Source organism: Streptomyces sp. GQ60 (genome assembly GCF_059758875.1).
This window is the reverse complement of the sequence record NZ_JCAXEG010000031.1, coordinates 29954-47252: the sequence shown is the minus strand read 5'-3', so window position 1 is coordinate 47252 and position 17299 is coordinate 29954. Positions and strand designations below refer to the sequence as shown.

The window sequence follows — 17299 nt, the reverse complement described above, 5'->3', positions numbered from 1 at the left end:
GTTTCGGGTCATGCCGGACGCCGACATCAGCCTGGCAGCAACCCAACCCGGGCCGCAGGTCGACTATCACAATTCCCTTTCAGTGTGACCCCCCTCCTGGGGTCCCACGCAGCACCTGTATACCCCCTTGGGGTATCCCACGAGGGATGTGGGCAGAGGAGAACGGAGGAGCGCGGCGGCCGGTACGGTCGCCACGCCCCTCCGTCGGGAATCAGTTCTTGCCGAGCAGGCCGTTCATCCTGGCGATCTCGGCGGTCTGCGAGGTGATGATGGCGTCGGCCATCGCCTTGGCCTCCGGGTAGGCCCCCCGGGCCTTCTCCGTCTCGGCCATCGCCACGGCACCCTCGTGGTGCTTGATCATCAGCTGCATGAAGGCCGTGTCGAAGGCCGTGCCCGACGCCTTCGCGAGGTCTGCCATCTCCCCGGGGGTCATCATGCCGCCCGCCCCGTGCGCGGAGTGGTCCGTGGCGCCCTCGGCCGGCACCGGCTCACCCCAGGAGGCCAGCCAGCCGGAGAGGGTCTTGATCTCCGGGTCCTGGGCCTTCTTGATCTCCGAGGCGAGTTCCTTCACCTCGGAGGACTGCGCGCGGGTGAGGGCGAGATCCGCCATCTCCACCGCTTGGCGGTGGTGCGGGATCATGCCCTTGGCGAAGGCGACGTCGCCCGCGTTGTGCGGGGCCGACGAGGTCGACGGGGTCGACGGGGTCGGGCTGGACGGGTCGGCCGGAGCGGCCGACGGCGACTGGTGGCCGCCGTGCCCTGCCGAGGTGTCGTCGCTCGACCCGCAGGCCGCGAGGACGAGCGAGGCCGCGCCCGCGGCGGCAACAACGGCGGTACGGCGGAGGAAGTGCTTGTTCATGGTGGTGCGACTCCTTGGTGCGCAGCCCTGTAGCGGGCATGCGGGAGGCGGAAGTGAGGGCTTGGCCAGGGCGCGGCGCCACGCCGCCCGGCGGGTGCCGGGGCGTGCGGGTGCCGTGCGGGCAGCTCTAAATCCGCAGGAGTTGTAGTTCGGCCAGGTCGGGCGGGGCCCGTCCGGTCTCCGGAGCCCCGGGCGCGCCCGAGGGCAGCGCGACGACCGCGGGCGCGAGGCCGAGGGTGGAGGTCAGGGCGGGCGGGGTGTACGCAACACCGATACCGGTCGCCGCACAGGTCGCATCCGCGTGATGGGCGGCCGGGGCGTGCCCGGTTCCGCCGGCGGCGTGGGAACAGTCTCCCGCCATCTCGTGGCCGGGTGCCTCCGTGGCCATCGCGGCCCCGTGCGACCCGGCACCCGCCGACGCCTTCGCGGGCACCGCCCCGGGGCCCAGACCGTGCATCCCCAGAACCCCGATCAGTACCGCGAGCACCAGCAGCACAAGACCGCGCCCGGCAGGGCGACGGCCAGGCGACAGCGCGGCGGAGTTCATGGGCTCATCGTACGGTCCACCCCCCGAAGCCCCCCGGCCAGGCGCGCGCATGCGCCTGAACACCCCACAAATCAACCCCCTCAGCCCACCCCACCCGCCCCGACCAATCCACGCCTCACCCCTCGGAGGCCGAGCCAAGCCCCGCACCCCACCCCGTCTTCGGTGCCCGAGTCGCGTACCCCGCCCCACCCTCTGCGGCCGAGCCGAGCAGTCCGGCCCCCGGTCTCGGTGCCCGATGACGCGTATCCCGCCCCGGTCTCGGTGCCCGAGTCGCGTACCCCGCCCGGTCTCGGTGGCTGAGGCGCGTACCTGGCCCTGGCCTCGGTGGCTGAGGCGCGCAGTCCGTCCCGTCCTCGGCGGTCGAACTGCGTAGTCCGCCCGGTCTCGGTGCCTGAGTCGCGTAGCCCGCCCCACCTTCTGCGGCCGAGCCGCTTAGTCCGCCCGGTCTCGGTGGTCGAGCCGCGTGCCCCGCCCCGGTTTCGGTGGCTGAGCCGCGTACCCAGCCAGTCCTGAGTGGCTGCGCCGCGTACCCAGCCCGTCCCGGCGGTCGAGTCGCGTACCCCGCCCCACCCTCCGCGGCCGAGCCGAGCAGCCCACCCCGGTCTCGGTGGCCGAACCATGCCCTCCACCCCTGCGGCCGCGCCGAGCAGCCCGCCCCGGGCCTATGGTCGAGGAGGGTGCAGCCCGGGAGGGGTGGCTGATCCGGCAGGAAGCCCCGGCGGGGCCGCAGCCGGCGGCGGCGCGGCCGTTCCGTCGCCCTCGGGCACCCGCAGCCGGCCCTCCGCCCAGGGGATCCCCACCCCGCCCCCGGCCCGGCCCCAACCGGGCCCCCGCACGACGTGTCTCCCTGACAGTTCGTGCCACAACCCTGGCCCCCGCCCCGCAATCTGACGTACCGTCATTTCCGCCCAGGTGTCATCCCCCGCACCCGTATCCGGAGGTTCGCCATGCCCGCCGACCGGCCCGTACCCCTCGACGAATACCCCATCCATCAGGCCCCGTTGTCGATGAAGCACCTCGTCACCGGCGACCGCAACGCCTACGACCGCTGCATCTTCCACGTCTTCGACCACGCGGGCCGCGCCGTCCTGATCCTCGGCCTCGGGGTCTACCCCAACGCCGGAGTCATCGACGCCTACGCCACCCTCCGCGTCGGAGACGAACTCCTCGCGGTCCGAGCCTCCGACGCCCTCACCGACGACCGCATGAACCTCTCCGTCGGACCGCTCCGCATCACCGTCGACGAACCCCTCCGGCGGCTCACCCTCTCCTGCGACGCCGACCCCGAGGACCCCGACGGGCTCTCGTACGACATCACCTGGACCGCCGAGTTCCCCGCCGTGTGGGAGCCGCACCACACCCAGCGCCGCGGCGACCGCCTCATCCTCGAAGGCCGCCGCTTCGTCCAGGCGGGCAGCGTCACCGGGACCATCCGCGCCAAGGGGGAGGTGTTCACCCTCGACGCCGACTGGACCGGGACCCGCGACCGGAGCTGGGGCGTGCGCCCCATCCCCGGTGAGGAGGGCGGCCGCGCCGCCGAGGAGCACCGGCCCGAGGGCTTCCACTGGCTCTGGATACCCGTCCGGTTCGAGGACCGCTTCCTGATGGTCATCACCCAGGAGGACGCCGACGGTCACCGGGCCCTCAGCGAAGCCGTCCAGGTCTTCCCCGAGGGCAGCGGCCGCCACGACGTACAGCTCGGCTGGCCGCACACCGACATCCGCTACCGCCCGGGCAGCCGCCACCCCGAGAGCGCCGTCGTCCACCTCACCGATCCGGCCGGCCGCAAACCCCTCGAACTGGGTGTGGAGATCCTGGGCTCCTCCCCGCTCGCCGTCGGGGCCGGCTACCCGCCCGCCTCCGACTGGCAGCACGGCACCTGGCAGGGCCGCGGCTGGACCGACCGACGCACCTACGACCTCTCCGACCCGGCGGCCCACCCCATGGCCGCCTTCGGAGTCACCGACCACGCGGCCCGCTTCACCCTCGAGGGCCGCACCGGCTACGGAATCTTCGAACACGGCAGCTTCGGCCGCCACGACCCCAGCGGCTTCGCCGACTACAGCTCGGTCGCCCCGTAGCGAGGGCCGCCACAACCACAACCACAACCGCAACCGCAACCACAACCGCAACCACAACCGCAACCGCAACCGCAACGCCAACCGCAACCGCAACGCCAACCGCAACCGCAACGCCAACCGCAACCTCAACCTCAACCTCAACAGCCAAGCCAGAGAAGGGGTTTCCCATGGCAGGACCGGCCCCGCGCCCCCGCACCTCCACCCGCGAACCCGAGGAGCTGGGCCGGCGCCTCGCCGCCTGGCTCGACACCGAGCTTCCCGGTGCGAAGGTCACCAACATCTCCGTCCCCGGTTCCAACGGCATGTCCAGCGAGACCCTGCTCTTCGACATAGAGCACCCCGACGCCCCGATCCGCGCCTGCGCCCTGCGGCTCGCCGCCGACCCGGCCGCCTACACCGTGTTCCCCACCTACGACATGCCGCGCCAGCACCGGGTCATGAGCCTGGTCGCCGCCCACACCGACCTGCCGGTCCCGCGGGTGCAGTGGCTGGAAGAGGACCCCGGCCCACTCGGGGCACCGTTCTTCGTGATGGCCCGCGCCGAAGGGCGCGTACCGCCCGACGTGATGCCCTACACCTACGAGGGCAACTGGCTGCACGCCGCGACCGACGCGGAACGCGCCGTGCTCCAGGAGTCGAGCATCGCGCTGCTCGCCCGGCTGCACGACCAGTTCCCGCCCGAGGAGGCGCGGTTCCTCCTCCCGGAGGGCGAGGGCAGCCCGCTGCGCCGTCACGTCGAGTCCCAACGCGCCTACTACGACTGGGTGGTGGCGGGAAAGCGCCGATCACCGCTGCTGGAAAGGGCGTTCGCCCGCCTCGAAGAGCTCTGGCCCGCCGACGAGGGCGGGCCGGCCGTCCTCAACTGGGGCGACGCCCGCATCGGCAACGTCATCTACGAGGCCGACGGCTTTGAACCCGTGGCCGTCCTCGACTGGGAGATGGCGGCCTGCGCCCCGCGCGAGGTCGACCTCGGCTGGACCGTCTACCTGCACTGCTTCTTCCAGGACCTGACCGTAGGTTTCGGCCAGCCGGGCCTGCCGGGGTTCCTGCGCCGCGAGGACATCGAACGCCGGTACGCCGAACTCACCGGGCACACACCACGGGACATGGAGTTCCACACGCTCTACGCCGCCCTGCGGCACGGGATCGTGATGCTGCGCATCGCCTACCGGCAGGCGCACTTCGGCGAGGTGGAGATCCCGGTGGATCCCGACAGCCTGATCCTGCACCATGCCAGCCTCACCGCCATGGTGCAGGGAACGTACTGGTAGACGTCCTCGCAGCCGCTCGGGCCGGGCTCAGGCGGCCTGCGCGTGCTGGCGCATCTGCGGCATCGTCGCGGGCGCCGGCATCCGCACGGGACGCGAGCCGGGGCCGCCGACGTGCGAGAACGGCTGCGTGCGCCAGTCCAGCCCCTGCGGCAGCGCCAGGTGCACGACGGGCTCCAGCTCCGGGGCCTCGTCGACGCCGAAGGCGAGGGTGGGCAGCGCGTCGGAGGCGGGCCGCCCCGTGCCCGCGCACACCGTGAGCCCGAAGGGGTTCCACGGGCTCAGGCAGAGGGCGTGCTCCGGCAGGAACTCCTCGTCCGCGACCAGGGCGATCGACTGGCCGCAATCGGGGCAGGTCGCGTGGTGGATCTCGAAGCCTTCGGCGTATTCGAGGTAGTCGTCGTCGTCCGCGTAACCGCTCTCGACGATTTCCAGGGGCTCCGGTTCGGTGCGGCCGGCGCGCTTGGTGTTCAGCATGGATGTACTCCCCCTTGGGTGGGCCGGGCGGGCAGGTTCTTCGGCCACGGCCACCCCAAGCACTTCCCGTCGCGCGGCACGAGTAACCACATCCGGCCGCCCTACGCACGTATACCCCTGTGGCCTTGGTCACATGCCTGGCGCAGGTGCCACCTCAATCCGTGGACACGGCTGGGCCTGAACGGTTCGGGGCCGTAAGTTGTGCGGCTATGAGCGCAATGGAGGAGCTGGACCGCCAGATCGTGGATCTGCTCGTGCGGGACGGGCGGATGAGCTACACGGACCTGGGCAAGGCCACCGGACTGTCCACGTCGGCGGTCCACCAACGAGTACGCCGCCTCGAACAGCGCGGGGTCATCCGCGGATACGCGGCCGTCGTCGACCCAGAAGCCGTCGGTCTTCCGCTCACGGCCTTCATCTCGGTCAAGCCCTTCGATCCGAGCGCGCCGGACGACATCGCGGAGCGGCTGGCCGGGGTTCCCGAGATCGAGGCCTGCCACAGCGTCGCGGGCGAGGAGAACTACATCCTCAAGGTCCGCGTGGCCACCCCGCTGGAACTGGAAGACCTCCTGAGCCGCCTGCGCGCCCTGGCCCACGTCTCCACCCGCACCACGGTGGTCCTCTCCACCCCGTACGAGGCCCGCCCGCCCCGCGTCTAGACCGGCTGGACCGGCCCCGCCGACGTGTGAGGCGCGGGGTCCGGAGCGGAGCCACGGCAACGGCGCCGCAACTGACAGCGGGTCAGGGGCGCAGCCCCGGCGAACGGGCGAAGGACGGCGAAGGACGGGGGAGGGGAACCGCCTCCGGGCCCCCTGCGGAGGGGCCGTGTTCCGCGACGCACAACCCACCCGCCAGACTGTCGGCATGACAGACCGCACCACCGCCGACTCCGCCACCGCCGCCGGAGCCCACGCCCCCACGGCCGGAGGCCCCCGTACGGTCCTCCTGCGCGGCGGCGAGGTCCACAGCCCCGCCGACCCGTTCGCCACCGCGATGGTCGTCGAGCGCGGCCACATCGCCTGGGTCGGCTCCGAGGGCGCGGCCGACGCCTTCGCGCAGGGCGTGGACGAGGTCGTCGACCTGGGCGGGGCCCTCGTCACCCCCGCCTTCACCGACGCCCACGTGCACACCACCTCCGCCGGCCTCGCCCTGACCGGCCTGGACCTGTCCACGGCCGCCTCCCTCGCCGAAGCCCTCCAGCGCGTGCGCGCGTACGCGGACGACCGCCCCGCCGACCGGGTGCTCCTCGGCCACGGCTGGGACGCCGCCCGCTGGCCCGAACGCCGCGCGCCCCGCAGGCAGGAGCTCGACGAGGCCACCGGCGGCCGTCCCCTCTACCTCAGCCGCATCGACGCGCACTCCGCAGTGGTGACCACGGCCCTGCTCCGGCTGGTCCCCGAGGTGCGCGAGGCCGCCGACGAGCCGCTGACCCGCGACGCCCACCACGCCGTACGCCGCGCCGCGCTGGGCGCCCTCACCCCGGCCCAGCGCGCCGAGGCCCAGCGGGCCGCCCTCGACCGGGCCGCCTCCCTCGGGATCGGCTCCGTCCACGAGTGCGGCGGCCCGGAGATCTCCTCCCCGGAGGACTTCACCGCCCTCCTGGAGCTGGCGCGGACCCACCCCGGCCCCCGGGTCTTCGGCTACTGGGCCGACCGGGACCTCGCCCTCGTCAAGGAACTCGGCGCCGTCGGCGCCGCGGGCGACCTGTTCGTCGACGGCGCCCTCGGCTCGCACACCGCCTGCCTGCACGCCCCGTACGCCGACGCGGACCACACCGGCACCGACTACCTCGAGGCGCGGGCCGTCGCCGAACACGTGGCCGCCTGCACCGAAGCGGGCCTCCAGGCGGGCTTCCACGCCATCGGCGACGCCGCGATCACCGCCGTCGTCGCGGGGGTCCGGGCCGCCGCCGACAAGGTCGGCCTGGACCGGGTGCGCGCCGCCCGGCACCGCGTCGAGCACGCCGAGATGATGACTCCGGCCACCATCGCCGCCTTCGCGGAGCTCGTCCTCACGGCCTCGGTGCAGCCCGCCTTCGACGCGCTGTGGGGCGGCGAGGAGGGCATGTACGCCGACCGGCTGGGCGCCGAGCGCGCCCGCACCCTCAACCCGTACGCGGCCATGCTCAAGGCCGGCGTACCGCTCGCCTTCGGCTCCGACGCCCCGGTCACCCCGCTCGACCCCTGGGGCACCGTCCGGGCGGCGGCCTTCCACCACACGCCCGCCCACCGCATCTCCGCACGGGCCGCCTTCGCAGCCCACACCCGCGGCGGCTGGCGGGCGCTGGGCCGCGACGACGCGGGCATCCTCGTCCCCGGCGCCCCGGCCGACTACGCGGTGTGGGACACGGCCGAACTGGTGGTCCAGGCCCCCGACGACCGGGTCGCCCGCTGGTCCACGGACCCCCGCTCCGGCACCCCCGGACTGCCGGACCTGACCCCCGGCGGCGAGCTTCCGGTCTGCCTGGCGACCGTGGTCGGCGGCCGGGAGGTATTCGTACGCCCACAGGGGTGATCCGGGTGGCCGTGGTTCGGTGAGGGCGGCCGGACCCGGATAGGTTCGGCCGGGTCCACCACCGGACGTCCGAACCGGACGGAGCCGATCGCTCAACCGCGCCCGCGCCTCGGGGGCGAGGGAAGGTTTCGCCGGAAGGGTGTCCCCCCTGCTTCGCAGGAGGTTGGGGGCGGGTGGCCTCAGATCGGGGCCCTGCGGTCCAGTAGACAACGGTCAGGCGGCCCGCAGCCAGCGGGAGCCGGTCCGGCCCGAAGGATCGCGGGCCCCGATCGCTGTTCTAAAATCATCCTCTGCGACACGACGTACAGGATGTACGAGAACGCAAAAGGGGAATCAGTGAGCGACGGCGGACAGCGAAGCTACGGACCGCTCGGCACGGCCTTGGTGATCATTCCGACCTACAACGAGGCGGAGAACATCGGGCTGATCGTCGGCCGCGTCCGCGCGGCTGTACCCGGGGCCCACGTCCTGGTCGCCGACGACAACAGCCCGGACGGCACCGGAAAGCTCGCCGACGAGCTGGCGGCGGCGGACGACCAGGTCCACGTCCTGCACCGCAAGGGCAAGGAAGGGCTCGGCGCCGCCTATCTGGCCGGCTTCAAGTGGGGCCTGGAGAACGGCTACGGCGTCATCATCGAGATGGACGCCGACGGCTCCCACCAGCCCGAGGAACTGCCCAGGCTGCTCACCGCCCTGGCGGGGGCCGACCTGGTGCTGGGGTCCCGCTGGGTGCCGGGCGGCCGGGTCGTGAACTGGCCCAAGAGCCGCGAGTTCCTCTCCCGGGGCGGGTCCACGTACTCCCGGCTGATGCTGGGCGTCCCGATCCGCGACGTGACCGGCGGCTACCGGGCCTTCCGCCGCGAGACCCTCGAAGGGCTGGGCCTGGCCGACGTGGCCTCCGCCGGCTACTGCTTCCAGGTCGACCTGGCGCGCCGGGCCGTGCAGAAGGGCTTCCGCGTGGTCGAGGTGCCCATCACCTTCGTCGAGCGCGAGTTCGGCGACAGCAAGATGAGCAAGGACATCGTGGTGGAGGCCCTCTGGCGGGTCACCCAGTGGGGCCTCAAGGAGCACGCCGGCAAGCTCTCGGACAAGGTGTCGGACAAGCTGACGGGCAAGGCCCGGGACAAGTAGCCCGCTGCGGGGCCGGAACGGGCAGCCCGCGCCGGGCGGTCCGCGCCGGGCGGTCCGCCACCCCTAGGGGATGTCCGGTACCTCCGGCTGAGGACGTCTTTACTCCGGCCCAGGCACACTGGGGGTATGACGACCGGAGTTCCGACCTCTACGGCCCCCCGGCGGCGTTCGCCCGCCCGTACGTACCTTCCCCTGGCCATCGCCGCCTGGCTGATCCTGGAGATCTGGCTCCTCGGCCAGGTCGCCGGAATGATCGGCGGCGGAGGCGTCGCCCTGCTGCTCGCGGGCGGCCTGGTGCTCGGTGCGGTGGTCATCAAGCGGGCCGGGCGGCGTGCCTTCAAGAACCTGACGGACACCTTCCAGCAGGCCCAGGAGGGCCGTCAGCCGACTCCGCCGCAGCCCGGCAAGCCCGGCACGGGCAACGGCCTGACCATGCTGGCCGGCCTGCTCCTGATGATGCCCGGCCTGCTCTCCGACGCGGCCGGTCTGCTGCTCCTGCTCCCGCCCGTCCGCGCCGTGATCGGCCGCCGGGCCGCCCTCTCCCTGGAGCGGAAGATGGCCTCCGCGCCGGCCGGCTCCTTCGGCGACGCCTTCCAGCAGGCCCGCATCCACTACCCGGACGGCAAGGTCGTCCCGGGCGAGGTCATCCACGGCGAGGTCGTCCGCGAGGACGGGCCCCAGCGGCCCGGCACCGGCCACCGGCCGCCGCTGACCCCCTGAGACCCAGACCCCCTGAAGGGGGCAGCACAGCAGAAAGCCGAGGGGCCCCACCACACAGTGTGTGGTGGGGCCCCTCGGCTTCGTACTTTCTTACGGTGCTGCGGGTGCTGCTCGCCGCTGTGTGGCGTCCGGCTGTCAGGCGGACTTGCGGCTGTCCCGCGGATGCACGGCAATGTTCATGGCGCCGGAACGAAGGACCGCCAGCCTCTCGGCCAGCACTTCCTCCAGCTCCTCGCGGGTGCGCCGCTCCATGAGCATGTCCCAGTGCGTTCGCGCAGGCTTGCCCTTCTTCTCTTCGGGCCCATCCCCGTCAACAAGGAGTGCCATGGCGCCACACGCCTTGCACTCCCACTCCGGCGGAATTTCTGCCTCAACCGAGAACGGCATCTCAAATCGATGTCCGTTCTGGCATGCGTACTCCACCGCCTGGCGCGGGGCCAGATCGATGCCGCGGTCCGTCTCGTAGCTGGTAACCACGAGCCGCGTACCGCGGAGAGCTCGCTCACTCATGAATCGTGCCTCCCGGGCTTGTCGCCCACAGGACAGGTGTCGCTGTCGTCGTCATCCGGTCAACGTCCGGTCGGCGGTATAGATTCCCGCTCCGGGTCATGCGTCGCCCGTCGTACCGCCCCTTGTTGTACCCACCAGTGCCCGTTTTGTCACATCTGGCAGCAGATGTCACCCAACGTCTTCACTTCATAAGCACGCAGTAACGGTCCGCCTGGCAGGCCAAAGGCGTACACTACCGGCCCTTAGCTTGAACGTCGAAATTCGTTCCGAATTCGCGCGCCCACGGTCCGTCGGAGCCGTCGGTTCCGCCGGATCCCCGGTCAGATCCGCTCGGGTACAGGATTCCCCGCCGCCTCCACCGCGCGCCGCACCGGCACTCGGGCGAGCAGCACGAAACCCAGTGCGAAGAAGACCACCAACGAGATGATCGCGTCCCGGTAGCTGCCCGTGACCTGGTACGTGAGCCCGAAAACCAGCGGCCCCACCCAGCTCAGCCCCCGGTCGCTCATCTCGTACGCCGAGAAGTACTCGGCCTCCTTGCCCGCCGGAACCAGGTGCGAGAACAGCGAGCGCGACAGCGCCTGGCTGCCGCCCAGCACCAGCCCGATCATCGCGGCGAGTGCGAAGAACCACACCGGGGTCCGGGCCGGCAGGAAGTACCCGATGCCCAGCGTCACCGCCCAGGCCGCCAGCGATCCGAGAATCGTCCGCTTGGCGCCGTACCGGACGGCCAGCCGGCCCATCCCCAGCGCGCCCGCCACCGCGAGGACCTGGACGAGCAGGATCGCCCCGATGAGGGTGGACTGCTCCAGCTTCAGCTCCTCCGACCCGTAGATCGAGGCCTGGGAGATCACCGTCTGCACGCCGTCGTTGTAGATCAGGTACGCCAGCAGGAACGACAGGGTCAGCGGATAGCGCCGCATGTCCTTCAGGGTGGCGATGAGCTGCTTCCAGCCGCTGACGGCCGGGGCCGCGCCCGGCTCGCGGACCACGGCGCGGTCCCGTAGCCGGCGCAGCGGGATCAGGGCGAAGGCCCCCCACCACAGGCCGGCCGAGGCCAGGCAGATGCGGATCGCCATGCCCTCGGTGAGGCCGAAGGAGTCGTGGCCCATGTAGAGCGCCAGGTTCATCACGAGCATCAGTGAGCCCGAGGTGTATCCGAAGGCCCAGCCGCGCGACGAGACCGTGTCCCGCTCGTCCGGCGTGGAGATCTGCGGCAGATAGGCGTTGTACAGCACCATCGACACCGACAGCGAGGCGTTCGCGATGATCAGGAGCAGTCCGCCCAGCAGGTAGCGCTCGCCGGCCAGGAAGAACATGCCGGCCGTCGCCGCGGCCCCCGTGTACGCGGCCACGGCCAGCAGCGGCTTCTTGCGCCCGGTCCGGTCGGCGACCGCCCCCGCCAGCGGCATGAGCAGCACGGCCAGGATCACCGAGGCGGACACCGTGTAGGCGAAGAAGGAACCGGCCCGCACCGGGACGCCCAGCGGATGCACGAAGCCCTCGGCGTCCGCCGCTGCCTTGGCGATCGAGGTGAGGTACGGCCCGAGGAACACGGTGAGCACGCTCGCCGAGTACACGGACACCGCGAAGTCGTAGAAGTACCAGCCGCGCTGCTCGCGCTTGCGCGCGGCCGCCGCCGCGGCCGCGGATCTGCCGTCCTCGGAACCCGGTTCCGCTTCGTCCGTCGTCTGCGCGCTCATGGCGGCCCCCTCGCTGGTCCCCGTAACGCCCCGGTCCCTCATGTCGGCGCGGGGCCGCGGGCAGTGTCAGGCCCAGGCTCCGCGCCGGTCCAGCACCGTGCGCAAGATGTCGATCCGGTCGGTCATGATGCCATCGACTCCCAGGTCCAGGAGAGCCTCCATGCGTTCCGGTTCGTTCACGGTCCACACGTGCACCTGGAGCCCCCGCTCATGGGCCGTCCGCACGAACCTCCGGTCCACCACGCGGATGCCCCCCCGGGTCTCCGGCACCTGCGCCGCCACCGCCCCCGCGCGCAGCGCGGCCGGGATCGCGAACGACCGCAGCCGCAGCCCGAGCACCCCCGACACCCCGTACGAGGTCGCCAGCCGGGGGCCGGCGATCTTCTGGGCCCGGGCGACCCGGCGCTCGGAGAAGGAGCCCACGCACACCCGGTCCCAGACCCCGGTCCGCGCGATCAGGCCGACCAGCGGGTGCACGGCGGACTCGTCCTTGACGTCCACGTTCCACCGGGCGTCCGGGAACTCCTCCAGCAGGTCCTCGAAGAGCGCCAGGGGCTCGGTCCCGCCGGCCCGGACCTCGCGGATCCGGCTCCAGGGCAGCTCCCGGATGCGCCCCCGTCCGTCGGTGACCCGCTCCAGGGTGGCGTCGTGGAAGGCGACCAGTTTCCCGTCGGAGCTGGCGTGCACATCGGTCTCGAAGTACCGGTAGCCCGCGGCGGCGGCCCGCCGGAAGGCGGCGGCGGTGTTCTCCAGCCCGTCCGCGGCCCCGCCGCGGTGGGCGAAGGGGATCGGACCCGGGTGGTCGAGATAGGGGTGGGGTAGGCGTACGTGCGTCACCGCGGCAGTATGCCCCCTGCTCCCGCCGGGCCGGGAGCGGCCCCGTGTCCGGCCGGTGAACGCCGTCAACGCCCTCCGCCGGAGCCCGTGGCCCCGACGTGGACCGCTCCGTGGCACCCTGGACCGTAAGGATCGATCCAATGCCACCCTCCAGGGGGTGGCAAAGGCCAATTTAGCGAAGGTGGACCGGAACTCATGGCGCAGTGGACCTCGGCGGTCGGTGCCGCACAGCTCGGCCGGCTCATCACCTCCCAGCAGGGCCGGACCGCCGTGCCCGGCGGGCGCAAGCTGCCCGCGTACCGCACGCTCGCCGACGGCATCCGCCTGCTCGTCCTCGAAGGCCGCATCCCCGTGGCCGCCCGGCTCCCCGCCGAACGGGAGCTGGCCGTCGTGCTCTCCGTCAGCCGCACCACCGTCGCCGCCGCCTACGAAGCCCTGCGCGGCGAGGGGTTCCTGGAATCCCGCCGGGGAGCGGGCAGCTGGACCTCGGTGCCCGCCGGCAACCCCGTGCCGGCCCGCGGTCTGGAGCCCCTGCCCCCCGAGTCCCTCGGCTCGATGATCGACCTGGGCTGCGCCGCCCTCCCGGCCCCCGAGCCCTGGCTCACCAAGGCCGTCCAGGGCGCCCTGGAGGAACTCCCGCCGTACGCCCACACCCACGGGGACTACCCGGCCGGCCTGCCCGCACTGCGCCGCATGCTCGCCGACCGCTACACCGAGCGCGGCATCCCGACCATGCCCGAGCAGATCATGGTCACCACGGGCGCGATGGGCGCCATCGACGCGATCTGCAGCCTCTTCGCGGGGCGCGGCGAGCGGATCGCGGTCGAATCCCCGTCCTACGCCAACATCCTGCAGCTGATGCGCGCCGCCGGCGTCCGCCTCGTGCCCGTGGCCATGGGGGAGGGGCTGACCGGCTGGGACATGGACGTCTGGCGCCAGGTGCTGCGCGACTCCGCCCCCCGCCTGGCCTACGTGGTCGCCGACTTCCACAACCCGACCGGCGCCCTGGCCTCCGACGAGCAGCGCCGCGCCATGGTCGAGGCGGCCCGCTCGGCAGGCACCGTCCTCGTCGCCGACGAGACCATGGTCGAGCTCCAGCTCGACCCGGCGATGGAGATGCCCCGCCCCGTCTGCTCCTTCGACCCGGCCGGCTCCACCGTCATCACCGTCGGCTCCGCCAGCAAGGCCTTCTGGGCCGGCATGCGCATCGGGTGGGTCCGCGCGGCCCCCGACGTCATCCGCAGCCTGGTGGCCGCCCGCGCCTACGCCGACCTGGGCACGCCCGTGCTGGAGCAGCTCGCGGTGGACTGGCTGATGCGCACCGGAGGCTGGGCGCAGGCCGTGGAGATCCGCCGCGATCAGGCTCGCGAGAACCGGGACGCCCTGGTGGCGGCGGTCCGCCGCCGGCTGCCGGAGTGGGAGTTCCAGGTCCCGCTGGGCGGTCTGACCCTGTGGGCCCGCGCCGGCGGACTCTCCGGCTCGCGGCTGGCCGAAGTGGGCGAGCGGGTGGGCGTACGGGTCCCCTCGGGGCCCCGGTTCGGCGTGGACGGCGCCTTCGAGGGATACGTCCGGCTCCCCTTCACCGTCGGCGGAGCGGTGGCCGAGGAAGCGGCGGTCCGGCTGGCCGCCGCGGCCCGGCTGGTCGCCACCGGGGCGGGCGGCGGCGGTGCGGAGCCGCCGCGCACGTTCGTCGCGTAGGACCGGGAAGGCCACGGCTCAAGGCCGATGCGCGGCTCAAGGCCCGCCCTACGGGGCGTCCGCCGGGACTTCGGGGATCTCCGAGGCGTCGATCGCCGGGCCCTGTGCCTGGGCGGGCGGCTGGACGATGTGCAGCGGCTTGCCCAGCGTGACGTGGTCCGGGACGGGCTTGGGCGGCGCCTGACGCTCGGGCAGCAGGTCCAGTACCGCCTGCCGGTGTCCCGGGTGGGTGGCGTCGTCGTACGGGTCCGGCGTGGCCGGCACCTGGAGCCGGTGCACGGGACCGGCGCCGAGCCGGGCGTACCCGCGCCCCGGCGGCAGAACGGTCGTCGGCGTGGTGTGCGGGGGCAGCCCCAGCACGTCGGCGATCTGCTGGATCGTGGCCGCTCCGAGCACCACGCGGGCCCTCGTGTGCTGCCAGACGGAGTCGTTCAGCAGCTCCAGGTGGTCGAACTGCTCGGCCACCACCACGGTGACGTGCGCGGCGCGCCCGTGCCGCAGCGGCACCTGCAGCTGAGCGATCGGATCGGGGGCGCCCTCGGCGACGGCCAAGTGGGCCAGCACGCTGGGCCGGTCGAGCAGGATCCACAGCGGGCGCCGGGTGTCCTCGGGCGCGGGCCGGCCGGCTTCGCGGGCCCGGTGGGTAGCGATCAGGCGCCGCTCGGTCTCGCGGGCGGCCCATTCCAGGGTGGCCAGCGCGCCGGTCGGCCCGCACTCCACGGCGAGGACGCCGGCGCGGCCGGAGAGGCAGGAGTACTCGCCGGTGCCGCCGCCCTCCACGATCAGTACGTCGCCCCCGTGCCGCAGGGCCTGCAGGGCGACGGAGCGCAGCAGCGTGGAGGTGCCGCTGCCGGGCTGGCCCACGGCAAGCAGATGGGGCTCGGCGGAGCGGGAGCCGGTGCGCCAGATGACCGGCGGCATGTCCCGGAGCTCGTCGCCGTCCAGGACGGGCAGGGTGCGCTGCACGCTGCCGGGGTCGGTGAAACCGAGCACGGTCTCACCGGGTGAGGTGACGAAGGGCTGGGCGGCGATGCCTGTCGGCAGCGCCGCCAGCACACGCAGATCGAGCTGGTTGCCCTCCTCGTCCCAGTCGAAGAGATACTCCCGTCCGCGCCCGGACTTGGCGTGCAGCAGTGCCTCGATCCGGGCCCGCGACGCGGCCTCGCCATCGGTGAAGTAGGCCGGGTAGCGGATGTGGAGCCGGGTGACGCGGCCCGCCTCGTCGAACTCGTAGCCGCTGAAGGCCTTGTCCCACTCCCCGCCGTGGGCGAAGAGGGGGCTCGGGTCCTCCGGGATGGAGAAGTACGGCACGAGGGCTTCGTAGAGGGAGCCGAGCCGCTCGGTCTCGGCATCGCTGGGCCCGGTCTTCGCCGGGGTGCGGTCGCGTCCCTGCCAGGCCGCCGCCGCCATGAGGGTGATCAGGGCGGTGAGGGGGCCGTAGGGGACGAGCGCGACCACGAGGACGCAGGCGGCCCCCAGGAACAGCGCGGGACCACGCTTGTCCTTGGGGGTGTCGCACCATTTGCGCCGCCCGGCCGAGGCCAGGACGCGCAAGCCCCGTCCGATGGTGAGGAGCGGATGGAGGACGTCCGTGGCGCTGTCGGCGGCCGTGCGAGCGAGATCGCGGCCCCGGTTCAGCGACACGGTGCCGCTGCTGAGGATGCGGGGAAGTGGGCGCCGGGCCACGGGCGTCTCCTGGAGTTGTGGATGCTTCGGGTGGGTGCCGGGGCCGGGCGCTAGAGCTTGATCCCGCCGAGAAGGCTCGCGAGGCTCGCCGTGCTCGCCGTGATGCTGGGAGCGATGGCGGAGCCGGCGAGGAAGAAGCCGAAGAGCGAGCACACGAACGCGTGCGTCAGCTTCATGCCGTCCTTCTTGAAGAACAGGAAGCAGATGATGCCGAGCAGGACGACACCTGAGATGGACAGGACCATGAGTCAGTTCTCCTGGTGGGTGGGGACAGTCACCATCAGTTCTTCCAGGCTCACAGGAAGTATCAATGCGATAAAAGGTGCATATGGGTGAATCCGGCAATTTTTCACTTGACCGGCCCATCCCGGCTGGCGCGCCTGGCGGGATGGGGGCACGGGGGCCGCAAGGTGATCATTGCCGCGGCCCCCGCCTCTCATGTGCAGGTCCGGGCGCTACTCTGACGCTTCACCCGTACGGACGCAGCGCCGTGCGCAGCCCTGCCCGTGAAAGGCGGTACGACCGATGAGTGAGCACGTCGACAACGGCTCCCAGGACTCTCCGGACGCCCCGGACGTTCCCGACGAGGACGTCGTCGAGCTGGCCACCAAGATCTTCGACCTCGCCCGTCGGGGTGAGACCGAGACCCTCGCCGCGTACGTGGACGCGGGCGTCCCGGCGAACCTCACCAACGACCGCGGCGACACCCTCGTCATGCTCGCCGCCTACCACGGCCACGCCGAAGCCGTCACGGCCCTGCTGGCCCGCGGAGCCGAGGCCGACCGCGCCAACGACCGCGGCCAGACGCCGCTCGCCGGGGCGGTCTTCAAGGGCGAGGAGGCCGTCATCCGCGCGCTGCTCGCCGGCGGCGCCGATCCGACCGCCGGAACGCCCTCCGCCGTGGACACGGCCCGCATGTTCGCCAAGGCCGACCTGCTGGAACTTTTCGGAGCCAAGTAGTCCGCTTTTAGCCGCTCCCTGGCCGGTTCTGGGCTGGTCCAGACCTCACGGGTTGGTCACGGCGGCCTTAAATGTGGTCGCGGCGCACAAACCGCCTGGGTCATCATGGCGTCGGATTCGATTCGCGGACAGGACGGACGGGCAGGAGCGGGCAGGACACAACGGGTGTCCGACCCCACTCCTGCCGGGGGACCGCCGCCCTGGCCGAGAACACCGACGAGAGTGAGAAGGCAATGGTCTACATCGAGCGGAACCAGACGGCGGACGTCCTCACATGCTGTTACGCGGCCCTGTGAATTCCGATTCCC

The 17299-nt window shown here is 72.4% G+C and carries 16 protein-coding genes; 8 read left to right on the top strand and 8 right to left on the bottom strand.

Annotated elements, in window-relative coordinates; translation table 11 throughout:
- Positions 1-211: 211 nt before the first annotated feature.
- The gene (locus tag AC6CKD_RS36390; protein WP_498333484.1) at positions 212-859 is read right to left on the bottom strand and encodes a DUF305 domain-containing protein; all 648 of its coding nucleotides are present in this window, start codon (positions 857-859) and stop codon (positions 212-214) included.
- A 127-nt stretch (positions 860-986) separates the two neighbouring features.
- Entirely contained in the window at positions 987-1406 is a 420-nt protein-coding gene (locus AC6CKD_RS36385; protein ID WP_498333482.1) for a DUF6153 family protein, read from the bottom strand.
- Positions 1407-2353: 947 nt separating this feature from the next.
- Between AC6CKD_RS36385 and AC6CKD_RS36380 the strand changes: the two genes are divergently transcribed.
- Positions 2354-3487, top strand: a complete 1134-nt coding sequence (locus AC6CKD_RS36380; RefSeq protein WP_498333480.1) for an Rv3169 family protein — start codon at positions 2354-2356, stop codon at positions 3485-3487.
- Positions 3488-3654: 167 nt separating this feature from the next.
- The gene (locus AC6CKD_RS36375; RefSeq protein WP_498333478.1) at positions 3655-4758 is read left to right on the top strand and encodes a phosphotransferase family protein; all 1104 of its coding nucleotides are present in this window, start codon (positions 3655-3657) and stop codon (positions 4756-4758) included.
- 27 nt (positions 4759-4785) lie between these two features.
- On the opposite strand, the gene AC6CKD_RS36370 is transcribed toward AC6CKD_RS36375, so the two are convergent.
- Positions 4786-5232 (bottom strand): hypothetical protein, encoded by a 447-nt coding sequence (locus AC6CKD_RS36370; protein WP_498333476.1) that lies wholly within the window; start codon positions 5230-5232, stop codon positions 4786-4788.
- Positions 5233-5450: 218 nt separating this feature from the next.
- Here AC6CKD_RS36370 and AC6CKD_RS36365 point away from each other — a divergent pair, with 218 nt between their 5' ends.
- The 4 genes from AC6CKD_RS36365 (at position 5451) to fxsA (ending at position 9597) form a co-directional block, all read left to right on the top strand.
- A complete protein-coding gene (locus AC6CKD_RS36365; RefSeq protein WP_498333490.1) occupies positions 5451-5891 on the top strand; it encodes an Lrp/AsnC family transcriptional regulator in 441 nt (146 codons plus the stop codon).
- A gap of 205 nt (positions 5892-6096) precedes the next feature.
- Positions 6097-7746, top strand: coding sequence for an amidohydrolase (locus AC6CKD_RS36360; protein WP_498333474.1), 1650 nt, complete (start codon positions 6097-6099; stop codon positions 7744-7746).
- A gap of 336 nt (positions 7747-8082) precedes the next feature.
- Positions 8083-8877, top strand: a complete 795-nt coding sequence (locus AC6CKD_RS36355) for a polyprenol monophosphomannose synthase (protein WP_498333472.1) — start codon at positions 8083-8085, stop codon at positions 8875-8877.
- Between the two features lie 126 nt (positions 8878-9003).
- The gene (gene fxsA, locus AC6CKD_RS36350; RefSeq protein WP_498333470.1) at positions 9004-9597 is read left to right on the top strand and encodes an FxsA family membrane protein; all 594 of its coding nucleotides are present in this window, start codon (positions 9004-9006) and stop codon (positions 9595-9597) included.
- Positions 9598-9732: 135 nt separating this feature from the next.
- Here the strand turns inward: fxsA and AC6CKD_RS36345 are convergent, their stop codons facing one another.
- From AC6CKD_RS36345 to AC6CKD_RS36335, 3 genes are all read right to left on the bottom strand, one after another.
- Complete coding sequence (locus AC6CKD_RS36345) at positions 9733-10107, bottom strand: RNA polymerase-binding protein RbpA (RefSeq protein WP_007262928.1); 375 nt, start codon at positions 10105-10107, stop codon at positions 9733-9735.
- Between the two features lie 320 nt (positions 10108-10427).
- Entirely contained in the window at positions 10428-11810 is a 1383-nt protein-coding gene (locus tag AC6CKD_RS36340; protein WP_498333467.1) for an MFS transporter, read from the bottom strand.
- 66 nt (positions 11811-11876) lie between these two features.
- A complete protein-coding gene (locus tag AC6CKD_RS36335; RefSeq protein ID WP_498333465.1) occupies positions 11877-12647 on the bottom strand; it encodes a glycerophosphodiester phosphodiesterase family protein in 771 nt (256 codons plus the stop codon).
- Between the two features lie 195 nt (positions 12648-12842).
- Between AC6CKD_RS36335 and AC6CKD_RS36330 the strand changes: the two genes are divergently transcribed.
- Positions 12843-14345 (top strand): SCO1417 family PLP biosynthesis transcription factor, encoded by a 1503-nt coding sequence (locus AC6CKD_RS36330; protein ID WP_498333464.1) that lies wholly within the window; start codon positions 12843-12845, stop codon positions 14343-14345.
- 48 nt (positions 14346-14393) lie between these two features.
- Here the strand turns inward: AC6CKD_RS36330 and AC6CKD_RS36325 are convergent, their stop codons facing one another.
- On the bottom strand, positions 14394-16031 hold the full coding sequence (locus AC6CKD_RS36325; protein ID WP_498333462.1) for a P-loop NTPase family protein: 1638 nt from the start codon (positions 16029-16031) through the stop codon (positions 14394-14396).
- Positions 16032-16081: 50 nt separating this feature from the next.
- Positions 16082-16276, bottom strand: coding sequence for a hypothetical protein (locus AC6CKD_RS36320; RefSeq protein ID WP_030031218.1), 195 nt, complete (start codon positions 16274-16276; stop codon positions 16082-16084).
- Positions 16277-16556: 280 nt separating this feature from the next.
- Here AC6CKD_RS36320 and AC6CKD_RS36315 point away from each other — a divergent pair, with 280 nt between their 5' ends.
- Positions 16557-16991 carry an ankyrin repeat domain-containing protein gene (locus tag AC6CKD_RS36315; RefSeq protein ID WP_498333460.1) on the top strand — a complete coding sequence of 145 codons (435 nt, stop codon included), beginning with the start codon at positions 16557-16559 and terminating at the stop codon, positions 16989-16991.
- The last annotated feature ends 308 nt before the right edge of the window (positions 16992-17299 follow it).

Coding starts and splice junctions, on each gene's coding strand:
- AC6CKD_RS36390 (WP_498333484.1), bottom strand. CDS start 859: ATGAACAAGCACTTCCTCCGCCGTACCGCCGTTGTTGCCGCCGCGGGC.
- AC6CKD_RS36385 (WP_498333482.1), bottom strand. CDS start 1,406: ATGAACTCCGCCGCGCTGTCGCCTGGCCGTCGCCCTGCCGGGCGCGGT.
- AC6CKD_RS36380 (WP_498333480.1), top strand. CDS start 2,354: ATGCCCGCCGACCGGCCCGTACCCCTCGACGAATACCCCATCCATCAG.
- AC6CKD_RS36375 (WP_498333478.1), top strand. CDS start 3,655: ATGGCAGGACCGGCCCCGCGCCCCCGCACCTCCACCCGCGAACCCGAG.
- AC6CKD_RS36370 (WP_498333476.1), bottom strand. CDS start 5,232: ATGCTGAACACCAAGCGCGCCGGCCGCACCGAACCGGAGCCCCTGGAA.
- AC6CKD_RS36365 (WP_498333490.1), top strand. CDS start 5,451: ATGGAGGAGCTGGACCGCCAGATCGTGGATCTGCTCGTGCGGGACGGG.
- AC6CKD_RS36360 (WP_498333474.1), top strand. CDS start 6,097: ATGACAGACCGCACCACCGCCGACTCCGCCACCGCCGCCGGAGCCCAC.
- fxsA (WP_498333470.1), top strand. CDS start 9,004: ATGACGACCGGAGTTCCGACCTCTACGGCCCCCCGGCGGCGTTCGCCC.
- AC6CKD_RS36345 (WP_007262928.1), bottom strand. CDS start 10,107: ATGAGTGAGCGAGCTCTCCGCGGTACGCGGCTCGTGGTTACCAGCTAC.
- AC6CKD_RS36340 (WP_498333467.1), bottom strand. CDS start 11,810: ATGAGCGCGCAGACGACGGACGAAGCGGAACCGGGTTCCGAGGACGGC.
- AC6CKD_RS36330 (WP_498333464.1), top strand. CDS start 12,843: ATGGCGCAGTGGACCTCGGCGGTCGGTGCCGCACAGCTCGGCCGGCTC.
- AC6CKD_RS36320 (WP_030031218.1), bottom strand. CDS start 16,276: ATGGTCCTGTCCATCTCAGGTGTCGTCCTGCTCGGCATCATCTGCTTC.
- AC6CKD_RS36315 (WP_498333460.1), top strand. CDS start 16,557: ATGAGTGAGCACGTCGACAACGGCTCCCAGGACTCTCCGGACGCCCCG.